The 17,819-nt window shown below is 71.2% G+C and carries 12 protein-coding genes, 1 tRNA gene and 1 rRNA gene; 4 read left to right on the plus strand and 10 right to left on the minus strand.

Going from position 1 to position 17,819, the window contains the following annotated elements; translation table 11 throughout:
• Positions 1-4: 4 nt before the first annotated feature.
• On the minus strand, positions 5-6,133 hold the full coding sequence (locus ACYVAQ_RS19175) for an eCIS core domain-containing protein (RefSeq protein ID WP_460792083.1): 6,129 nt from the start codon (positions 6,131-6,133) through the stop codon (positions 5-7).
• A 268-nt stretch (positions 6,134-6,401) separates the two neighbouring features.
• Between ACYVAQ_RS19175 and ACYVAQ_RS19180 the strand changes: the two genes are divergently transcribed.
• A complete protein-coding gene (locus tag ACYVAQ_RS19180) occupies positions 6,402-7,199 on the plus strand; it encodes an AfsR/SARP family transcriptional regulator (RefSeq protein WP_460792084.1) in 798 nt (265 codons plus the stop codon).
• 115 nt (positions 7,200-7,314) lie between these two features.
• Here ACYVAQ_RS19180 and ACYVAQ_RS19185 read toward each other — a convergent pair.
• The 4 genes from ACYVAQ_RS19185 to ACYVAQ_RS19200 all read right to left on the minus strand — a co-directional run bounded on the left by ACYVAQ_RS19185 (position 7,315) and on the right by ACYVAQ_RS19200 (position 10,400).
• Positions 7,315-7,388: transfer RNA gene (locus tag ACYVAQ_RS19185), tRNA-Val, on the minus strand.
• A gap of 439 nt (positions 7,389-7,827) precedes the next feature.
• Positions 7,828-8,304: a peroxiredoxin gene (locus tag ACYVAQ_RS19190; RefSeq protein WP_460792086.1), complete on the minus strand. Its 477-nt coding sequence runs from the start codon at positions 8,302-8,304 to the stop codon at positions 7,828-7,830.
• A complete protein-coding gene (locus ACYVAQ_RS19195; RefSeq protein WP_460792087.1) occupies positions 8,301-9,917 on the minus strand; it encodes an AMP-binding protein in 1,617 nt (538 codons plus the stop codon). Before ACYVAQ_RS19195 ends, ACYVAQ_RS19190 begins: the two co-directional genes overlap by 4 nt.
• A 54-nt stretch (positions 9,918-9,971) precedes the next feature.
• The gene (locus ACYVAQ_RS19200; RefSeq protein ID WP_460792088.1) at positions 9,972-10,400 is read right to left on the minus strand and encodes a DUF3052 domain-containing protein; all 429 of its coding nucleotides are present in this window, start codon (positions 10,398-10,400) and stop codon (positions 9,972-9,974) included.
• Positions 10,401-10,526: 126 nt separating this feature from the next.
• Here ACYVAQ_RS19200 and aceE point away from each other — a divergent pair, with 126 nt between their 5' ends.
• Positions 10,527-13,310, plus strand: coding sequence for a pyruvate dehydrogenase (acetyl-transferring), homodimeric type (gene aceE, locus ACYVAQ_RS19205; protein ID WP_460792089.1), 2,784 nt, complete (start codon positions 10,527-10,529; stop codon positions 13,308-13,310).
• Here the strand turns inward: aceE and ACYVAQ_RS19210 are convergent.
• On the minus strand, positions 13,250-14,203 hold the full coding sequence (locus ACYVAQ_RS19210; RefSeq protein ID WP_460792090.1) for an alpha/beta fold hydrolase: 954 nt from the start codon (positions 14,201-14,203) through the stop codon (positions 13,250-13,252). The two genes, aceE and ACYVAQ_RS19210, sit on opposite strands and share 61 nt — an antisense overlap.
• Before the next feature lie 58 nt (positions 14,204-14,261).
• Here ACYVAQ_RS19210 and ACYVAQ_RS19215 point away from each other — a divergent pair, with 58 nt between their 5' ends.
• Positions 14,262-14,498: an acyl carrier protein gene (locus ACYVAQ_RS19215; protein WP_460792091.1), complete on the plus strand. Its 237-nt coding sequence runs from the start codon at positions 14,262-14,264 to the stop codon at positions 14,496-14,498.
• A gap of 9 nt (positions 14,499-14,507) precedes the next feature.
• On the opposite strand, the gene ACYVAQ_RS19220 is transcribed toward ACYVAQ_RS19215, so the two are convergent.
• Positions 14,508-15,014: a DUF3145 domain-containing protein gene (locus ACYVAQ_RS19220; RefSeq protein ID WP_460792092.1), complete on the minus strand. Its 507-nt coding sequence runs from the start codon at positions 15,012-15,014 to the stop codon at positions 14,508-14,510.
• A gap of 140 nt (positions 15,015-15,154) precedes the next feature.
• A complete protein-coding gene (locus ACYVAQ_RS19225) occupies positions 15,155-16,054 on the minus strand; it encodes an alpha/beta fold hydrolase (protein ID WP_460792093.1) in 900 nt (299 codons plus the stop codon).
• 71 nt (positions 16,055-16,125) lie between these two features.
• Here ACYVAQ_RS19225 and ACYVAQ_RS19230 point away from each other — a divergent pair, with 71 nt between their 5' ends.
• Positions 16,126-16,674 (plus strand): hypothetical protein, encoded by a 549-nt coding sequence (locus tag ACYVAQ_RS19230; RefSeq protein ID WP_460792094.1) that lies wholly within the window; start codon positions 16,126-16,128, stop codon positions 16,672-16,674.
• Here ACYVAQ_RS19230 and ACYVAQ_RS19235 read toward each other — a convergent pair whose 3' ends face one another.
• Together ACYVAQ_RS19235 and rrf are read right to left on the minus strand one after the other, a co-directional pair.
• Complete coding sequence (locus ACYVAQ_RS19235) at positions 16,675-17,655, minus strand: tetratricopeptide repeat protein (RefSeq protein WP_460792095.1); 981 nt, start codon at positions 17,653-17,655, stop codon at positions 16,675-16,677.
• Positions 17,656-17,731: 76 nt separating this feature from the next.
• Positions 17,732-17,819, minus strand: a 5S ribosomal RNA gene (gene rrf, locus ACYVAQ_RS19240); the annotation flags it as partial.

Here is a 17,819-nt window from a genome sequence, read left to right on the forward strand (position 1 = left end):
GGCATCAGGGTGTGATCGCCCCCGAGGTCTCCCGGACGTCGGTCTGCTCCCCCTCGACCCGGCCGACCCGGAACTGCTGACGGAAGTCGGTGAAGAGGTCGGACTTGGCCTTGTGCACCTCCTCCGGCACGGCCAGGAAGTTGGACGGGTCGTCGGCTCCACCCAGCCACAGCTCGCCGACGTGGTCGACCTGCCAGGAGACGCCGCGCTCGTCGACCGGCCAGTCCTTGCCCTGCGCCTGCCCGCGGACCAGTGCCTCGTCGAACGCCGCGCGGTAGCCGGGGATGTCGTCGTACCGATGGGCGGCGAGGTTGTCCTTGCACGCCTTCTGCATGGTCGCGGTCGGTGTCGACCCCTCCCCCGACGAGCGCGGGGACTGCCGCAGCGTGAGGGTGTCGGCCGTCTTCACGAAGCCCAGCACCCGCTCGAGCAGCTGGGGGCCCAGCTCGGTCTTGAGCAGCGCACCGGAGCGCTTCTGCAGCCATGCGGTGACGTCGGCCCGCATGGTGCCGGCGTTGAGGTCGACGACGACCTCTCCGTCCTGGCGTCCGATGGTCTTGGCATCGCGCTGCAACGACTCGTAGTCGGCCCTGCCCGAGAACTTCTTGTCGGTACGCCGCCGCGTCGCGATGTCGTCGATCTTGCCGGCGATCGCCTCGAGGTCGTCGGACCTCGTCGAGACCTGCTCCGCCTTGGCCTCGGCCTTGGCCGCCGCACGCTCCGCACGGTCCGCCGCCCCCTCGGCCTTCTTGCGCGCCAGCGCCAGCTCGGCGCGTCGGGTCTGCTGGGCCTGCTGCTCCTCGGGCTTCGTGGCCGCCGGCTGGCCCAGCTCGACGGCCTCGGCGTCGGCCGCCGCCTTGGCAGCCGTGCGCAGCTCTGTCGCCTTGGTGCGCGCGGTCGTCGCGTCGGCGGCCGCCTCGTCGCGTGCCTTCTGGGCGTTCTTGCGGATCGTCGCCGCGCGCGCCGTCGCCTCGGTGGCGTCGACGGGCGTGGCGGCCTTGGTGGCCGAGGTGAGGTTGGCGTCGAAGTCGTCGAGCTCGCCGGCGACGTTGCGATCCGCGGATGCGGTCTTGAGCGACTCGAGGTCCTCGAGGTCCTTGGCGTAGACCTTGCGCATCGCCTCCTTGCCGTCGGCGTCGAGGGAGGTCTTGTCCAGGTCCGCCTCGGCCTTCTTGATCTTCGCCTTCATCCGGCCGATCCGCTCCAGCGTCTTCTTCCGGTCCGCGGTGACCGGCACCGCGTCGGCGTCGGGATGCGCCGTGGTGTCATGCGGCGTCGGCACCGGCTCGGGACGGTCGTCCGGACCGTGCTTCGCGTCCTGCTCGCCGCGCACCCCCTTCTCGAGGCCGTCGAGGTCGCCGTTGACGTCCCGGGTCGCGGCCTCGGTGCGCAGGGTGGTGAGCTTCTGGTCGATGTCGTCCGCGAGCTTCTTCGCCTCCGGTGTCTCCGCCTTCTCCTTGGCCGCGGCCACCTTCTTGCGCAGGGCGTCGATGCGTCGCTCGGCGCGCTTCTGCGGTGTCGCCGCGGCACCACCCTGGCTCTGACCCTCGGCCTCCCGGCCGGCGTAGAAGTCGTCGATGTTCTTGCGCAGCCACGCGCCCGCCTCGCTGCTCGGGTCGACGTAGGTGGTCTCGGCGCCGTACTCCTTGGCGTACTCCTCGACCGACCCCGCCTCGATCCGCTTGCCCGGCTGGCCGCCCGATGGGGGCATCTCGACGACGATCTTCGGCGGCTCACCGGTGACGGTCACCTTCGTCATCCCGTAGGAGCCGTCGGGCAGCAGCGACTGGACGAGCTCGGTGTGCGGCCCGGTCGCCTGCGCGGCCTTCAGCGACATCGCGATGTCCTGCGGCGCGGGCATCCGGTAGGTGATCACGTTCTCGGGGTTCGGGTGCAGGTGGACGACGGCCTGCCAGTCGCCCCCGGGCGGGTTGACCTCGTGCGGCGTACCGATCTCGACCTGGAACTCCCCCGTCCGCGGGTTGAAGTAGAGGCCGACCTCGCGACCGCCCGAGCTCGCCACCGCGCGGTCGTACGTCGCCACCGCGTCGCCGGCCGTCCGCAGCCGCGGCCCGTAGCTCCCGGGCTGCGGCGGGGTCGGGTCGGGCGCAACGGTCACCTGCCGGTCGGTGCCGACCCGCTTCGCGAGCATCTCCACCGCCTCGGCCCGGGCCGCCGCGTGCTCGGGCGTGACCTCGATCTTCGCTGCGGGCGCCGCGGGCGCGGTCGTGGCGGCGGGACGGTTCTCGTCCGGCTCGACCTCCTCGCCGCGGGTCTCCTGGACGGCCGCTCGGTCGGCGTTGGCTGCCACCTTGCGCGCCCGGTCGTGCGCCTCCTGGACCAGCTCCTCACGCGACTTGGTCGGCGGCGGCGAAGCGCTGGTCGGCGCGTGCTGGCCGTTCTCCTTCGGCGTGCCCGCGCCGTGCTCGCCGCTGCCGGCCGCGGGCACCTCGGTCGGCAGCTTGGACACCGGGCCCGCCTGGTCGGCGGCCTTGTTCGCCTCCTCCGAGCACTTCTTCGCCGGGCCGCCCTCCTCGCCCTCCTGCCCGATCGGGCCGTTGAGCATCGCCACCGTCATCAGGCCGCTCTCGACGGCGTGCAGCAGCGCGCGGAGCCGGCGCGAGTCCTTCTGCGCCTGCGGCAGGTTCTCGGTCGCCTGCCACTCCATCACCATCTCGATCGGGATCGTCACGATCTGCTGCGCGATGCCGAACTGCGCGTGCACGTGCAGCACCTTCTCGGTGCCCTCGAGGCCCTTGAGCCAGCTCGGTGGGCCACCGCCGGCCGCCATCCTCGCCTCGAGCTGCGCACGGCCCAGGAAGGTGCCGACGCCGGCGACCGACGCGACCCCGCCGAGCACCGCCAGCACGTCGAAGATGGTGCCGATGTCCCACAGGTGCCCGGTCTGGGTGCGGTTGACGAGCGAGTCGACGGCCACGACCGCGCCGGCGATACCTCCGATCGCGCCGACCGCGACGGCCGCGCCGCCGGTCAGGAACAGCCCGGCCAGCGCGGCGACCTTGCCGATGTCCTTGAGGCGCTGCAGGAACCGGCCGCCCTTGCCGGGCGCCGAGCGCATCTCGGTCGGGTAGCTGATGACGGCGCCGATGTACGTCGTGAGCTCGGCCGGCAGCCGGATCGCGATCGTGCCCCGGCCGTAGTCGCCGTTCTCGGCGAAGTTGCGCAGCGCGTCGCGGATCGCCGCCTGCTGGCCGTCGGTCCCCGTGAGCTTGCTGGTGCCGGCGTACACCTTGCGGGTGGAGGCGGAGGTGATGTCGACGAGGTGCCAGACCGTCTCCGTCGCCCCCGGCTCGGAGACCTGGCCGAGCATGCAGGTGAGCTCGGTGACCTGACCCGTCTCCTCGCTCGCGAGCACCAGTCGAGGCCGCACCTCGGTGATGCCGTTCATCGGCTTGATCTTGGCGGCCTCGCCCATCGCCCACGACTCGTGGCTGTCGTCGGTGAGGGCCTTCAGCCCTTCCTCCAGCTGCTTGATGTGGTCGGTCAGCGACACCTTGGTGACGAGCAGGTGCAGCTTGAGCTGGATCTCGTCGTCGTCCCACTCCGACTGCAGCTTGGTGGGGAGGTCGGCCTGCAGGCGGTGTGCCACCTCCAGCGCCTTGCGGGTCTGCTCCACCTGGTTCTGGTACGACGCGAACCCGCTGCGGTGCGAGGCGTCCTGGGCCGCTTTGAGGTCGCCGCGGAGGACCGCGATCCGGTCCTTGCTGGCACCGGGCGTCTGCAGCGCCTTGTCGAGCGCCGCCTGCTTCGCGTCGAGGTCGGCCTGTTCCCTGCCGACGGCGTTCTGCGCGCGGGTGTGGATGGCCTGCACCCGGATCGGCAGGACCGCGACGCTGCTGGCCCGGATCGTGTGGTGGGCGGGATCCGCCCGCGCCTCGTCGGAGACCTGCGGCGTCGCCACGCAGCGGACCAGGTAGTCGCCCTCGTCGGAGAACCCGATCTTGCGCCCGTTCAGCGGCTCGGTGAGCAGGTCGACGAAGGCACCGACGATCGACCCGAGCGTGCGCACGACGTTCGACAGGCCGATGACCATGAGGTACTCCGCGCGCGCGTCCCACGGCCAGTTCTCGTCGGACATCATCTGCAGGTCGTTGGCCTGGTCCTCCGCGATGCCCTTCATGTCGCGGTGGATCGTCGAGGTGAAGCCGCTGCCGCCGGTCTCCTGCTTGCCCTTGCCGATCTGGTCGGTGCGGTGCTCGTCGGCCTCCTGCTGGGTCATCTGCGCGTCGCTGGCCGGCTTCTTCTTCGCCTCGTCGGCCTTGTCCTTGGTCAGCTTCGTGACGTCGATGATCTCCCAGTAGTAGGAGATCGTCTGCAGCCGGTTCCAGACCTCGTCCTGCATGCCCATCGAGAGCGCCGCGTAGTCCAGGTCCATGGTGAAGTCGTTGGTCGCGCCCGCGACCGTCATCGCCGGCACCTTGGGGTCCGGGTCCTTGCCGGTGAGCAGCATCCGCGAGGGGTACGCCGTGGCGTTGGCGCCGCCGCGCGCACCGGGGATCCGCTGCCCCGGGGTCGCGGCGCCGGCCGTCGACCTCGCCTGGGTGGTGGCCTCCTGGGGGCTGGTCGCTTGGCCGGTGGTCTGCTTCGGGTCGACGACCACGCCGGTCGTCGTGGCGCCGTTCGCGACCCGGTTGGAGCTCGCGGGGTCGCGCGAGTCCTGCAGCTGCTTGAGCGCGTCGTCCACCCGCTTGTCGGTGACCGCCGGGTCCTCGCCGTCGATGAGCTTCAGCCAGGTCCACGCCCGGTCCTGACCGATCGCGACCCCCGGGGTGCCGTCCTTGGAGTTCCAGGCCTGCAGCGTCACCGGACCCTGCAGCGGCTTGTCGCCCGTCGTGCCGACGGGGGCTGCGGTGGCGCCTGCGGGCCCGCCGCTGCCGGGCTGGTCGCCGTCGCCGATGCCGTCGCCCTTGCCGTGCCCTGCGCCCTTGCCCGTCCCCGAGTCACCCTTGCCCTGGCCGTTCGGATCGGTGCCGGTGGGATCGCCCGACCTCTTCGCCCGGCGCTTGCGCAGCTCGTCGACGGCGTTGCGGGCCCAGTCGGGCGCGTCGGCCTGGCTGGCCGGCGCTCCCGAGCCCTTGCCCGTCGTCTTGCCGATGAGTGCCTTGAGCGCGTCGACGACGTTGGGCGGGGCGGTGTAGTCGTGCAGCTGGAAGACGAGCGCGCTGTCGCCGGGCTTGGCCCCCTTGCGCGGCTGCCCCTTGCCCGAGGGCTGCAGCACGACACCGTCGGGCTTGTCGGGGAAGCTGCCGATGCCGTAGTCGAACTTCACCCCGGTGGAGAAGTCGACGAGGATCAGCCCGCTCACCGCGCCGGTGGTGAACTTCTTCGGGTCCATCGGGTCCACGGCGACGACACCGCCCTGGGGATCGGCGGTCACCACGACGTTCTCGGTGACGATCAAGACGACGTACGGCGCCAGCACGTTCGAGGGTGCGCCGGCCTTCTGTGCGTCGGCGTCCCAGACCTTGTCCATCGTCTCCGCGGACCACTCGATGCCGGCGAGATCGGTCATCAACCCGGGGATGGCCTCGACCAGCGTGACCGGGTCGTTGTTGGGGATGAAGCGCTTCCACGCCTGCACGTGCAGGCTCGTGTCGCGGCCGATCCGGCCGCGGGCCGGCGGCGCCACCACGTGTCCGATCTCGTGCGCGAGCGTGCGCAGCCCCGCCCCGGCGTACGGATCGGCGACGGAGTCGCCCAGCACGATGTGCCGCCCCGCCGTGAACGCGCGCGCGCCGAGAGCCTCGGCGGCTCGCGAGGCCGCCGCCGACCGGTGCACCCGTACGTCGCCCAGCGGCGCACCGGTCTGCGACTCGGCCCACCGGCGTACCGCATCGGGCAGCGGACGGCCGTCGCCGCGCGGCACCGGCGGTGCGGCGGGCGGGTCCGCGGCGGGCGTGCTCCCGTGGTCGTCGGGCGGCCCCGGCAACGGGGTGACCAGCAGCGCCCCGGCGATCGCTGCGGCCCGCCGCTCGTCGGCGTCCTCGGCCTGCGTCATCCCGACCTCGTCGTCGCGCAGCGCCCCCGTGCCGGGCGCGGTGTCGAGCGCTGTGCCGAGCGCAGCCGACATCGACTCGGCGGCCACGTCCGTGACGACGTGCTCTGAGGTCACCCCGCCACGGTCCGCTCCCCCAGTCACCGCACCGTCACCGCCGGCGTACGCCGCGGGCCCCACCGTGACGCAGCGGTGACGGTGCCGTGACGAGGTCGTGATGCCCTGATCACGACCCCCTCACGGAGCCGTCACAGCGCGGTGCTCCCGCGACTGGGACCGTGGCCTGTCAACGACGAATTCGGACTATGGACGCCTGACTCGCCGAGACGCCACGATCATCGAGTCCACCCCTGCCTCGGAACGGGAAAAGACCAAGCGAGCACCCATGACAGCATCGGCCCCCCAGCCGCTCCGGCTCCATCTTCTCCGTGACTTCGCGCTCTACCACGGCGACCTGCTCATCGAGGTCGCCCCCATCGCCCAACGCCTCATCGCCTTCCTCGCGCTCCAGGGCGGCCGGCCCGCACGGCGGTCCTGGATCAGCGGCAGCCTCTGGCTGGACGCCTCGGACGAGCACGCGGCGGCCAGCCTCCGTTCGGTCCTGTGGCGCTGTCCGACGGCGGGTGACCGGCCCATCGTGCGGCGTACCGCCACCCACCTCGCGCTCGACCCGGACATGAGCGTCGACGTCCAGACCATGTCGGCGCGCGCCCACGAGCTGCTCGCCCTGCCGTCGCTCGACGCGGGCGGAGTGGACCTGTCCACCGAGCTGCCGCAGTTCGCCGACGACGTCCTCGTCGGCTGGTACGACGAGTGGGCGACCGCCGAGCGGGAGCGCTTCCGACAGCTCCGGCTGCACGCCCTGGACCAGATCGGCGAGCTGCTGCTGCGGTCACGTCGCTACTCCGAGGCGGTCGAGGTGGGCCTCGTCGCCATCGCGTCCGAACCGCTGCGCGAGAGCGGGCACCGGCTGCTGGTCCGTGCGCACCTCTGCGAGGGCAACCTCGCCGAGGCGCTGCGCCAGTACCGCACCTACGCCGACCTGCTCTCCCGCGAGCTGCGGGTGCGTCCGTCCGCCGAGATGGAGGACCTCGTGGCCGGAGCCCTCGCCAACGCCTCGAGCTCGCGGTGGACCAAGGGCGGCCGGGTGCCGGGCCGGCTCTCGCCGTCGGTCACCGCCTGAGGCGCGCCCCGGCGCGCGGGTTCGCCTCGATCCCGGGAGCCGACGTGGCGTGGGCTCGCGTCCGTGCGTGCCGACGCCAGGCAGGTGCGGTCGGAGCTCGGGCTGTAGCCGACGGTGGACGCAGAGGGACTCGAACCCCCGACATCTTGCTTGTAAGGCAAGCGCTCTAACCATCTGAGCTATGCGTCCAAGAGCCCGCCCACCCTACCGGCGCGCCCCTCCGACCTCCGAACCGGCAGACCCACACCGGGCAGCCGCAGGTACGAACGTCTTGCCGCCAGGCCAAGGCGACCACCTAAGGAAGGCAACCGCGAAGGCCACAGCGCCGGCAGCGTGGCGCCGCCGGCGCCGGTTGCGAGGTGCGCGGCACGAGGCGACGCAGGGAGCGAGGAACGAGCGACCGGAGGAGCCGAGGGACGCAAGCCGAGCAAGGCGCCGAAAGCGGCGACACGCTCGGCGCGAAGGCCCGAAAAAGGATCGAACCGCCGGCGTCTCGGGTCACCAGCGGTTCGATGTAGAGGACATTAGTGCCGTCGACGGGCCGCGCCAACCGAATCCGTCGGATTCAGCGAAAAATGACTCGAAATGACTAGGGTATCCACCCGTTCGGGCCACCCCTCAGGCAGGGTCAGGTGGCCTCGTCGAGCCGGGCGATGAGCTCGTCGACGTCGCGGGCCGTGCCCATCGGGTTGTGCACCGCCCAGCTGATCCGTCCGCTCTTGTCCACGACGTACGTCGATCGCCGCGGGCAGCCCGAGCGCTCGTCCAGGACGCCGTACGCCGACGTGACCGCGCCGTGCGGCCAGAAGTCGCTGAGCAGCCCGAAGTTGATGCCGTCGGAGTCGGCGAAGGCGCGCAGCGCGTAGACCGGGTCGCAGGAGATCGCGAGGATCTCGGTCTCGAAGGTCATCAGCTCGTCGAGGCGCTGCCGGATGGCTCCGAGCTCGCCGGTGCAGACCCCGGAGAACGCGAACGGATAGAAGACCAGCGCCACGGCCTTGCGACCGCGGAGCTCGGAGAGGGTCGTGTCCTGCCCGAACTGGTCGCGCAAGGTGAAGTCGGGGGCCTCGGCCCCGACCGCCAGCCCGATGTCGGCCTCGCTCATCCGCGGTCGACCAGCTCGCGCTTGAGCACCTTGCCGGTGGCGTTGCGCGGCAGCTCGTCGAGGAACACGATCTCGCGCGGCACCTTGTAGCGCGCGAGGTTGGCCTTGACCCAGTCCTTGAGCGCGTCCTCGGTCACGGCGTCGTTGTCGCGGACGACGAAGGCCCGCAGCCGCTTGCCGAACTCCGGGTCGTCGACCCCGATGGCGGCGCACTCGACCACGCCGTCGTACGACGCCAGGCAGTCCTCGACCTCCTTGGGGAAGACATTCTCGCCGCCGGAGACGATCATCTCGTCGTCGCGGCCCTCGACGTACAGGCGTCCCTCGTCGTCGAACCGACCGACGTCGCCGGAGGACATGAGTCCGCCGACGATCTCCTTGCCCCCACCGCCGGTGTAGCCCTCGATCTGCAGGTCGTTGCCGACGAAGATCCGGCCGGACTGACCGACGGGGAGCTCGGCGCCGTCGGCGTCGAGGATCTTCACGATGGTCGCGTGCGGGAGCCGGCCGGCGGTGCCGGGCGCCTCGCGGAGGTCCTTCGGGTCGGCGATCGAGGCCCACGCGATCTCGGTGGAGCCGTAGATCGAGTACAGGTTGTCGCCGAACCGGTCCATCCACCGCTCGGGCAGGTCGCCCGGCAGGGCGGAGCCGGAGGAAGCGACGACCTTGAGGTTCGGCAGCGGGTACTGGTCGAGGGTCTCCTCGGGCAGCGCCATGATCCGCTGCAGCATCACCGGGATCACCGCGAAGGAGTCGCAGTCGTGGTCGCGGAGCAGCCGCAGGGCGCCCTCCGGGTCGAACCTCCGGCTCAGCACCAGCGTGGTCCCGAGCAGCATCGAGAACTGGTAGTGCGCGAAGCCCCAGGTGTGGAACAGCGGCGCGGCGACGTGGCACCTCCAGCTGCTGCGCAGCGGCATCCGCGAGAGCAGCGAGACGGCCGCGCCGACGCCGCCCTGCGGGCGGGGCGCGCCCTTCGGCGTACCGGTCGTGCCGGAGGTGAGGATGATCGTGCGGCCGTGGTCGGACGGCGGCGCGAGCTCGTCGTCCGGGTGGGCGCCGATCATGCCCTCGAGGGTGTCGGGGCCGGGCTCGCCGTCGGTCCAGGCGATGACCCGGTCGGCGATGTCGGCGTCGGCGAGCAGGCCGTCGAACTCCTCGTCGTACACGACGACGCGGGGCTTCTCCCGGGCCAGCACGTCCGCGAGCTGGGGTCCGGCGAAGGCGGTGTTCAGGTAGAGGACGTCGGCGCCGAGCTTGCTGATCGCGATCGAGGCCTCGACGAACCCGCGGTGGTTGCGGCACATGACGGCCACGCCGTCGCCCTCCCCCACGCCGCGGGCCCGGAGGCCGGCCGCCAGTGCGTTGGTACGCCGGTGCAGCTCGCCGAAGGTCAGCGACCCGATCTCGTCGATGATCGCGAGGTCGTCGGGCGCGCGCAGCGCCACCGTCTTGAACCCACCGGCCGGGTGCGGGCCCCACTGGTAGAGCGTCGTCGCCATGCCGGCGAGCACCTTGGGCGAGTAGAGCCGGACGATGCCGGACTCGGTCAGGATCTTGAGGCTGACCGCGGCGTCCCGGGCCTTGCCGGTGACCTTCCCGGTGATCGTTGCCATGGCGGACTCCCGTCGACGCGACTCTGCGGACGGGCAGACGCTATCGGGCAGCGCCTAGCCCAGGGACTTGGGGGCGACGAGACGAGACGCCGACCACTCCTTGCTCACGGTGGCGGTCGTGGTCTGCGACAGACCGGCGATCGGTGCCGCTTCCGCGATGTCCGCGGGGTCGACTGCGCCCGGGCGTCCGACCTTGGGCGTCAGCAGCCAGATGAAGCCGCCGCCCACGAGGTCGGTGAGCGAGTCCACCAGGCCGTCGACGAGGTCGCCGTCGTCGCTGCGCCACCAGAGCAGGACAGCGTCCACGACGTTGCCGTAGTCCCCGTCCACCATGTCTCCGTCGATGGAGTCCTCGATGGCGATCCGTACCTCGTCATCGGTGTCCTGGTCCCAGCCGAGCTCTTGGACCACGAGGCCCTTCTTGAAGCCCAGTCGGTCGGCGATCCCGTTCGGAGTCGTCCCGCCTCCGGCGGTGGAAGTCACGGTGTGTCCAGCTCCTGTACGTCGTCGGGGCCGCTCTCGACCCCGTGGTGGGAGTAGTCCAGCGGAGTCGTGGACGTCGCGCAACTACCGCCAAGTAGATTTTCGGTTCGCGCACGGAGTGCAACGATGGGTGACGTGACTCACGACGCCACGTCCGGTTCGGCCCCCTCGGTCATCCACGAGGGCCTCCCGACCCAGCTTCCCGACATCGATCCTGACGAGACCCAGGACTGGATCGCCTCCTTCGACGCCCTCGTCGACGAGCGCGGGCGGGAGCGGGCCCGCTACCTGATGCTGCGGCTGCTGGAGCGGGCGCGGCAGAAGCAGATCGGCGTCCCGGCGCTGCGCAGCACCGACTTCATCAACACCATCCCGCCCGAGCGCGAGCCGTGGTTCCCCGGCGACGAGGAGACCGAGCGCCGGATCCGCGCCTACATCCGCTGGAACGCCGCGGTCATGGTGTCGGACGCGAACCGACCCGGTCTCGAGGTCGGCGGGCACATCGCGACGTACCAGTCCAGCGCGAGCCTGTACGAGGTCGGCTTCAACCACTTCTTCCAGGGCAAGGACCACCCCGGCGGCGGCGACCAGATCTACATCCAGGGTCACGCCTCGCCCGGCATCTACGCCCGCGCGTTCCTCGAGGGCCGGCTGACCGAGCAGCAGCTGCTGGCGTTCCGCCAGGAGGTCCAGCACGGCCCGGGCGCCGGCCTGCCGTCGTACCCCCACCCCCGGCTGATGCCGGACTTCTGGGAGTTCCCGACGGTCTCGATGGGTCTGACCGGCATCAACTCGATCTACCAGGCGCGGTTCAACCGCTACCTGCACGGCCGCGGCATCAAGGACACCAGCCAGCAGCGGGTGTGGGCGTTCCTCGGCGACGGCGAGATGGCCGAGCCGGAGTCGCTCGGCGCCATCCGGGTGGCCGCACGCGAGGAGCTGGACAACCTGGTCTGGGTGGTCAACTGCAACCTGCAGCAGCTCGACGGGCCGGTCACCGGCAACGGCAAGATCATCCAGGAGCTCGAGGCGAACTTCCGCGGCGCGGGCTGGAACGTCATCAAGGTGATCTGGGGCCGCGAGTGGGACGAGCTGCTCGCCCGCGACGTCGACGGCGTGCTGGTCAACCAGATGAACACCACGCCGGACGGCGCCTTCCAGACCTTCTCGGTGGAGGACGGCGCCTACAACCGCGAGCACTTCTTCGGCCCCGACCCGCGGCTGCGCAAGATGGTCGAGCACATGACCGACCGGCAGATCGAGAAGCTGCCGCGCGGCGGCCACGACTACCGCAAGGTGTACGCCGCCTTCGACGCCGCCACGAAGACGGTCGGCCAGCCGACGGTGATCCTGGCCCACACCATCAAGGGCTGGACGATCGAGGCGCTGGAGGGCAAGAACGCGACCCACCAGATGAAGAAGCTGAAGCTGCCGGACCTCCTCAAGTTCCGCGACCGGCTCTACCTGCCGATGAGCGACAAGGAGATCACCGAGGCCTACGAGGCCGACCACACGGCGCCGTTCTTCCACCCGGGCGCGAACCACCCCGACATCGAGTACATGATGGAGCGGCGGCGCCAGCTCGGCGGATCGATGCCGAACCGTCGCGTCGAGCCGAAGGTGCTCAAGCTGCCCGGCGACCCGGTCTACGCCGAGCTGAAGAAGGGCGCCGGCAAGACCAAGGTCGCCACCACGATGGCGACGGTCCGGCTGCTCAAGGACTGGATGAAGGACCCGGAGATCGGGCCGCGGATCGTCCCGATCGCGCCCGACGAGTTCCGCACCTTCGGCATGGACTCGATGTTCGCCACCGCGAAGATCTACAACCCCGCCGGCCAGAACTACGTCTCCGTCGACCGCGCCCAGCTGCTCAAGTGGGTCGAGTCCGAGCACGGCCAGCTGCTGCACGAGGGCATCAGCGAGGCCGGCGCGCTCGCGTCGGCGACGGCCGCGGGTTCGGCGTACGCCACGCACGGCGAGCCGATGATCCCGTTCTACATCTTCTACTCGATGTTCGGCTTCCAGCGCACCGGCGACTCGATCTGGGCGATGGCCGACCAGATGGCGCGGGGGTTCCTCATCGGCGCCACCGCCGGCCGCACCACCCTCACCGGCGAGGGCCTGCAGCACGCCGACGGCCACTCCCCGCTCATCGCCGCCACCAACCCGGCCGTCGTGCACTACGACCCGGCGTTCGGCTACGAGGTCGGCCACATCATGCGCGCGGGCCTGGAGCGCATGTACGGCGCCACCGAGGAGCACCCGCACGGCGAGGACGTCATCTACTACGTCACCGTCTACAACGAGCCGGTCCCCCAGCCGGCCGAGCCCGACGACGTCGACGTGACCGGGATCCTCAAGGGCATGCACCGCACCGGGTCGGTCGGCGAGGGCGGCCCGAAGGTGCAGCTGCTCGCCTCCGGCGTCGGCTATCCCTGGATCGACGACGCCGCGCGGATGCTGGCCGAGGACTGGGGAGTCAGCTCCGACCTCTGGTCCGTCACCTCCTGGAACGAGCTGGCGCGCGACGCGATCGAGGCCGAGCGTTGGAACCTGCTGCACCCCGACGAGTCGCCGCGCACGCCGTACCTGACCGAGGCGATGGCGGACATCTCCGGTCCCGTCGTGGCGGTGTCGGACTACATGACCGCGGTCCCGCTCCAGATCGCGCGGTGGGTGCCGGCCGACTACCGGGTGCTCGGCACGGACGGCTTCGGCTTCGCCGACACCCGTGCGGCCGCGCGTCGCTTCTTCCACGTCGATGCCCCGTCGGTCGTGGTGCAGGCGCTCCAGGCCCTGGCGGACGCCGGCGAGATCGACGCCGCCCGGGTCAAGGAGGCGTCGGACCGCTACCGGATCGACGACCCGACGGCGGTCCGCGGGCTCGCGCAGGAGGGCGGCGACGCCTGAGCCGCACCCTCGAGGAGGAGCCGGCGCCACCGCGCGCGGGAGTACGTCGCCGGCTTGGTGCGCGCCACCCAGTCGATGACGAGCTCCGCGAACGCGGCCGGGTGGTCCCGGTGCGGGAAGTGGCCCGCGTGGTCGTAGATCGTCACCTCGGCCGAGGGAGCGATCGAGGCGATGTCGAGGGCGTGCTTCACCGGGATCACCATGTCCTCGCGGCCCCACACGACGTGCATCGGCATGTGCTCGGTGAGGTAGGCGCGGTCGCGCATCGACTGGACCTGGCCGCGCCAGTCGATCGCGGCACGCACCAGGTGCACCAGCGCGCGCCGCGCCCGCGGGTCGGCGAACGCGTCGAGGAGGTCGGCGACCTCCCCGAGGTCACGGGCCGCGCTGAGACCGGTGTCGCGCAGGGCACGCAGGAGCAGCTGCTCGACGTCACGCAGGCCGGGCAGCGAGATCAGCGCACCCAGGTAGGTCCACCCCGGGAAGCTGATCGCCCGGATCAGACCCGTGACCTCGCGGCCGAGCCCGCCGGTGTCGACGAGCATCAGCCGCTCGGTGCGCTCGGGGAACTGGTAGGCGAACTGCATCGCCACCCCGCCCCCGAAGCTGTGCCCGACGACGGTCGCCTTGTCGATCCCCAGGATGGTGAGCAGGTCGCGCATCCCGTTGGCATACCCGCCGACGGTGTAGTCGGCGCGCGGCTTGTCGGAGAGCCCGTGGCCGAGGAAGTCGGGAGCGATGACCGTGAAGGTCTCGGCGAGCGCGTCGATCACCGGGTCCCAGGTGCGGTGGTCGCAGGCCAGGCCGTGCAGCAGCAACAGCGCCGGACCCGACCCCTGTCGGACGTACGCACGGCGATGGCCGTGCACCGTGACGTAGTCCACCTCGCTCATGACCGGAGTCAACCAGCCGAATGTTTCAGGCGTGAGTCGAAGACGTAGCCTCGTGCCCGTGACGACCGACGTACCGCAGGGCATCACCGGGATCCTCGCCGAGGTCCTCGACATCGAGGCCGACACGGTTCGCCCCGATCAGGTCCTCCGCGAGATCGGCGTCGACATGCTCGCCCTGATCGAGGTCGTGATCAGCGTGGAGCAGACCTTCGGGGTCGTCATCGCCGACGAGGACGCGCGCGGGCTCACCACGGTGGCCGCGCTGACGTCGTACGTCGAGCAGCGGCTCCCCTAGCCCGCCGGGTCAGACGACCTGGTGCAGCCAGCGCACCGGGGCGCCCTCGCCGGCGTGCCGGAAGGTCTCCAGCTCGTCGTCCCAGGGCTTGCCGAGCAGCTTGTCGATCTCGTTCTCGAGGGTCGTCTCCCCCAGCGCCGCGCGCACGGCGGCCGCCTTCAGCCGGTCCTCGGGGATCATGATGTCGCCGTGGATGCCGGTGACGGCGTGGAAGACGCCGAGGTCGGGCGTGTAGGAGTAGCGGGCGCCCTCGGTGGACGACGTCGGCTCCTCGGTCACCTCGAAGCGGACGTGGTTCCACCCGCGCAGCGCCGAGGCCATGGCAGCCGCGGAACCGGACGCGCCGCTCCACGAGAACTCGCAGCGGAAGGTGCCGGCTTGGGCCGGCTGCGGGATCCAGTCCGGGTTCACGGACACGCCGAGGACACCGCCCACGGCCCACTCGATGTGGGGGCACAACGCGGACGGCGCCGAGTGGACGTAGAACACGCCCCTGGTAGCACTGTTGTGGGTCACCGCGGTCTCCTCGATCTTCCCTCCGGCGCGAGTTACGCCTTCCCCAGCGGTCTCGTACGTCGGTCGATCAGGAATCGCAAGTGACTCCTGTGTAGTTGTGAAGCCTATTGTGGCTCAAGACGAGCCTGGATTCCAGCACTTCACGCGGATGCCGAGTCGAGTGTCATCAGCTCCTCGAGCACGGCGGTGGCGATGCCGAGACCGCCGAGGTGCGACTCCCCCTCGATCACGGCCAGGGTGGCGTTCGGCAGGCGGTTGACGACGTGCTCTCCGTGCGCGAACGGCACGATGTGGTCGGCGTTGCCGTGCCACCAGCGGACCGGCACCTCGACGTCCGCGAGCGCGAAGCCCCAGTCCCGCGTGAACAGGACCAGGTCGGCGAGCGGCGCCGACATCTGGTGCCTGCTGCCGTTGAGCAGGTCGTCGAGGAACATCGCCTTGAACTCCGGCCGGGCGAGGAGCTGCTTGTCGCCGGCGGGCTGCACGGCGGCGTACAGGTCGAGCGCCGGGCTGGCGAGGGGACGGACCAGCCGGATCGCGGACGTGAGCGCCACGCCGGCCGGGATCCGCGCGGCGGCCAGCAGCGGCGCGCACTTCACCGCCAGCTGGATGATGCCGCCGTCGGCGGCGTCCGGGCCGCGGGTCGGCGCCACACCGCCGAGCACGCCGACGCCATGGACGCGGTCGGGCAGCGCCGCGGCGGCAGCGAGCGTGTACGGACCACCTCCCGACAGCCCGATCACGCGCACTCGGTCGATCGCCAGCGCGTCGAGGAGCAGCTCGAAGTCGGCGGTCCAGTCGAGCACGTTCGGGTACAGGTGAGGCGTCGAGCTACCGATGCCGGGGCGGTCGATGCCGATCAGGCGCAGTCCGTTCTCCTCGGCGTACGCGCGCGCCTCGAAGGGGATCTGGCGGCGGGCACCCGGCGTACCGTGCAGCCACACGAGCGCCTCGCCCTGGGCGGCACCGTGCTCGGCGAAGCTGAGGCGTCGGCCGTCGCGCACCGCGACGCTGCCTTCGAGTACCGGGCGCTGGACCATGGCGAGGAGTGTGGCACGAGCCGACCGCGGCACGGGCACGATCCCACCGTCGGCTCGCATAGGCTGCGCTCATGCAGCACCGCAGTGACGACCTCACCCTGGAGGCGCCCCACCTGCCCCGGCCCCGGCGCCTGTCGCGGATCTTGCGGTGGGCAGCTCCCGTGGCCGCGATCGCGCTGCTCGTCGGCTGGGTGGCCTGGTACGTCACCACGCCTCCCCCGCTGCAGACCGATGACCAGAACACGCCGGCGACTGGTGTGGTCGGTCACGACCTGTACGTCGGCATGTTCAGCACCGGCAGCGACTTCCACCGAGCGATCCACATCTCCGGGGTGAAGGTGCACGCCACGGCGTCATCGACCTTCGACGTCACGCCACTGCTCTGCCACCAGGGCTCCATCGCCGTCACGACCGATCCCACGGCCTTCTGCAAGAGCATCGACGATCCCGCCGGTCAGCGCCTCGCCGCCGGGGATTCGATCATGCTCAAGCTGCACAGCGACACCCCGGTCGTCGCGAACGTCGACCAGATCCGCATCGCCTTCCAGGAGGGCCTGCGATGGGGGACCGAGCCGGCCGGTCACGCCGGTGCCACCATTTCGTTCGTGGCCCAGCAGTAGCTACTCGGCGAGACGCTTCTCGAGCGCCTCGGCCCGATCAGCCGCGTCGGTGACCTCTTCGCCGTCGATCGCGTTCGTGCGGTGGAACCACGCGAGCGCGTCCTCGAGACGGCCGGCCTGCTCGAGGGTGTCGGCGTACGCGTAGCGCAGCCGCACGACCCACGACTCCCGGCTCTTGCTGTTGAGCGGGGCGAGCTCCAAGGTCCGCAGCGCAGCGTCCATCTGACCGAGATCACGACGCGCACCCGCCTCCACGATGGTCATCTCCGCCTTCGCCTCGGACGGGAACCGCGCCACCGACGGGCTCTTGGCCAGCTCGATCGCACGCTTGGCGTTCCCGAGCGCACGGTGGCAGTCGGCCATGATCGGCAGGTACGCCGTCGCGCCGTTCATCCGCTTCGCCGCACGCAGCTCGGCCAGCGCCTCCGCGTAGTGGCCGGCGGCGTACGCCGTCTCGCCGGTCGCCTCACGCACCACCGCGATCCGGGGTGCACGCGCACGCGCGGCGAGGGCGTGCTGGTACGCCGTCTCCGGGTCGGTGTCGACGAGCTCGCCGGCCGCGACCAGGTGCCGCGCGACGCGCTGGCCCAGCTTCTCGGGAATGCTGCGCAGCTGCGCGCGGACGGAGGCGTCCAGCTCCTGGCCGGTGATCTCCTCGGGCAGCGGCGGACCGTCGTAGACCTGCTGGTCCTTGGTCCGCGGGCCCTGGTCCGAGGCGACGCGCCGCTGCGGCTTGCCGGCTGCTCCCCCGCGGCGGTCGCCCGACGGCTTGCCGGGACCGCCCCGACGGTCACCCGACGGCTTGCCGGCACCGCCGCGACGTTCGCCGGTCGGCTTTCCGCCCTGGCGGTACGAGCCCTTGGCAGCACCGTCGCCGGAACCACGCTGGCCGCCACCGGGGCGGCCGGAACCCGACCTCGGGCTGGAGCCCTGACCACTCGACTTGCGCGGGCCGGTGCGACGGCCACGGTCCTCGGACACGACGATCTCTCTTCTGCTGTAGTACGAAAAAGCAACGCAGGGGCCACTCTAGCGAGTGGCCCCTGCGGCAATGTTTGTCCGGCGGCGTCCTACTCTCCCACAGCGTCTCCACTGCAGTACCATCGGCGCTGGCAGGCTTAACTTCCGGGTTCGGGATGGGACCG

This window comes from Nocardioides maradonensis (assembly GCF_054777115.1).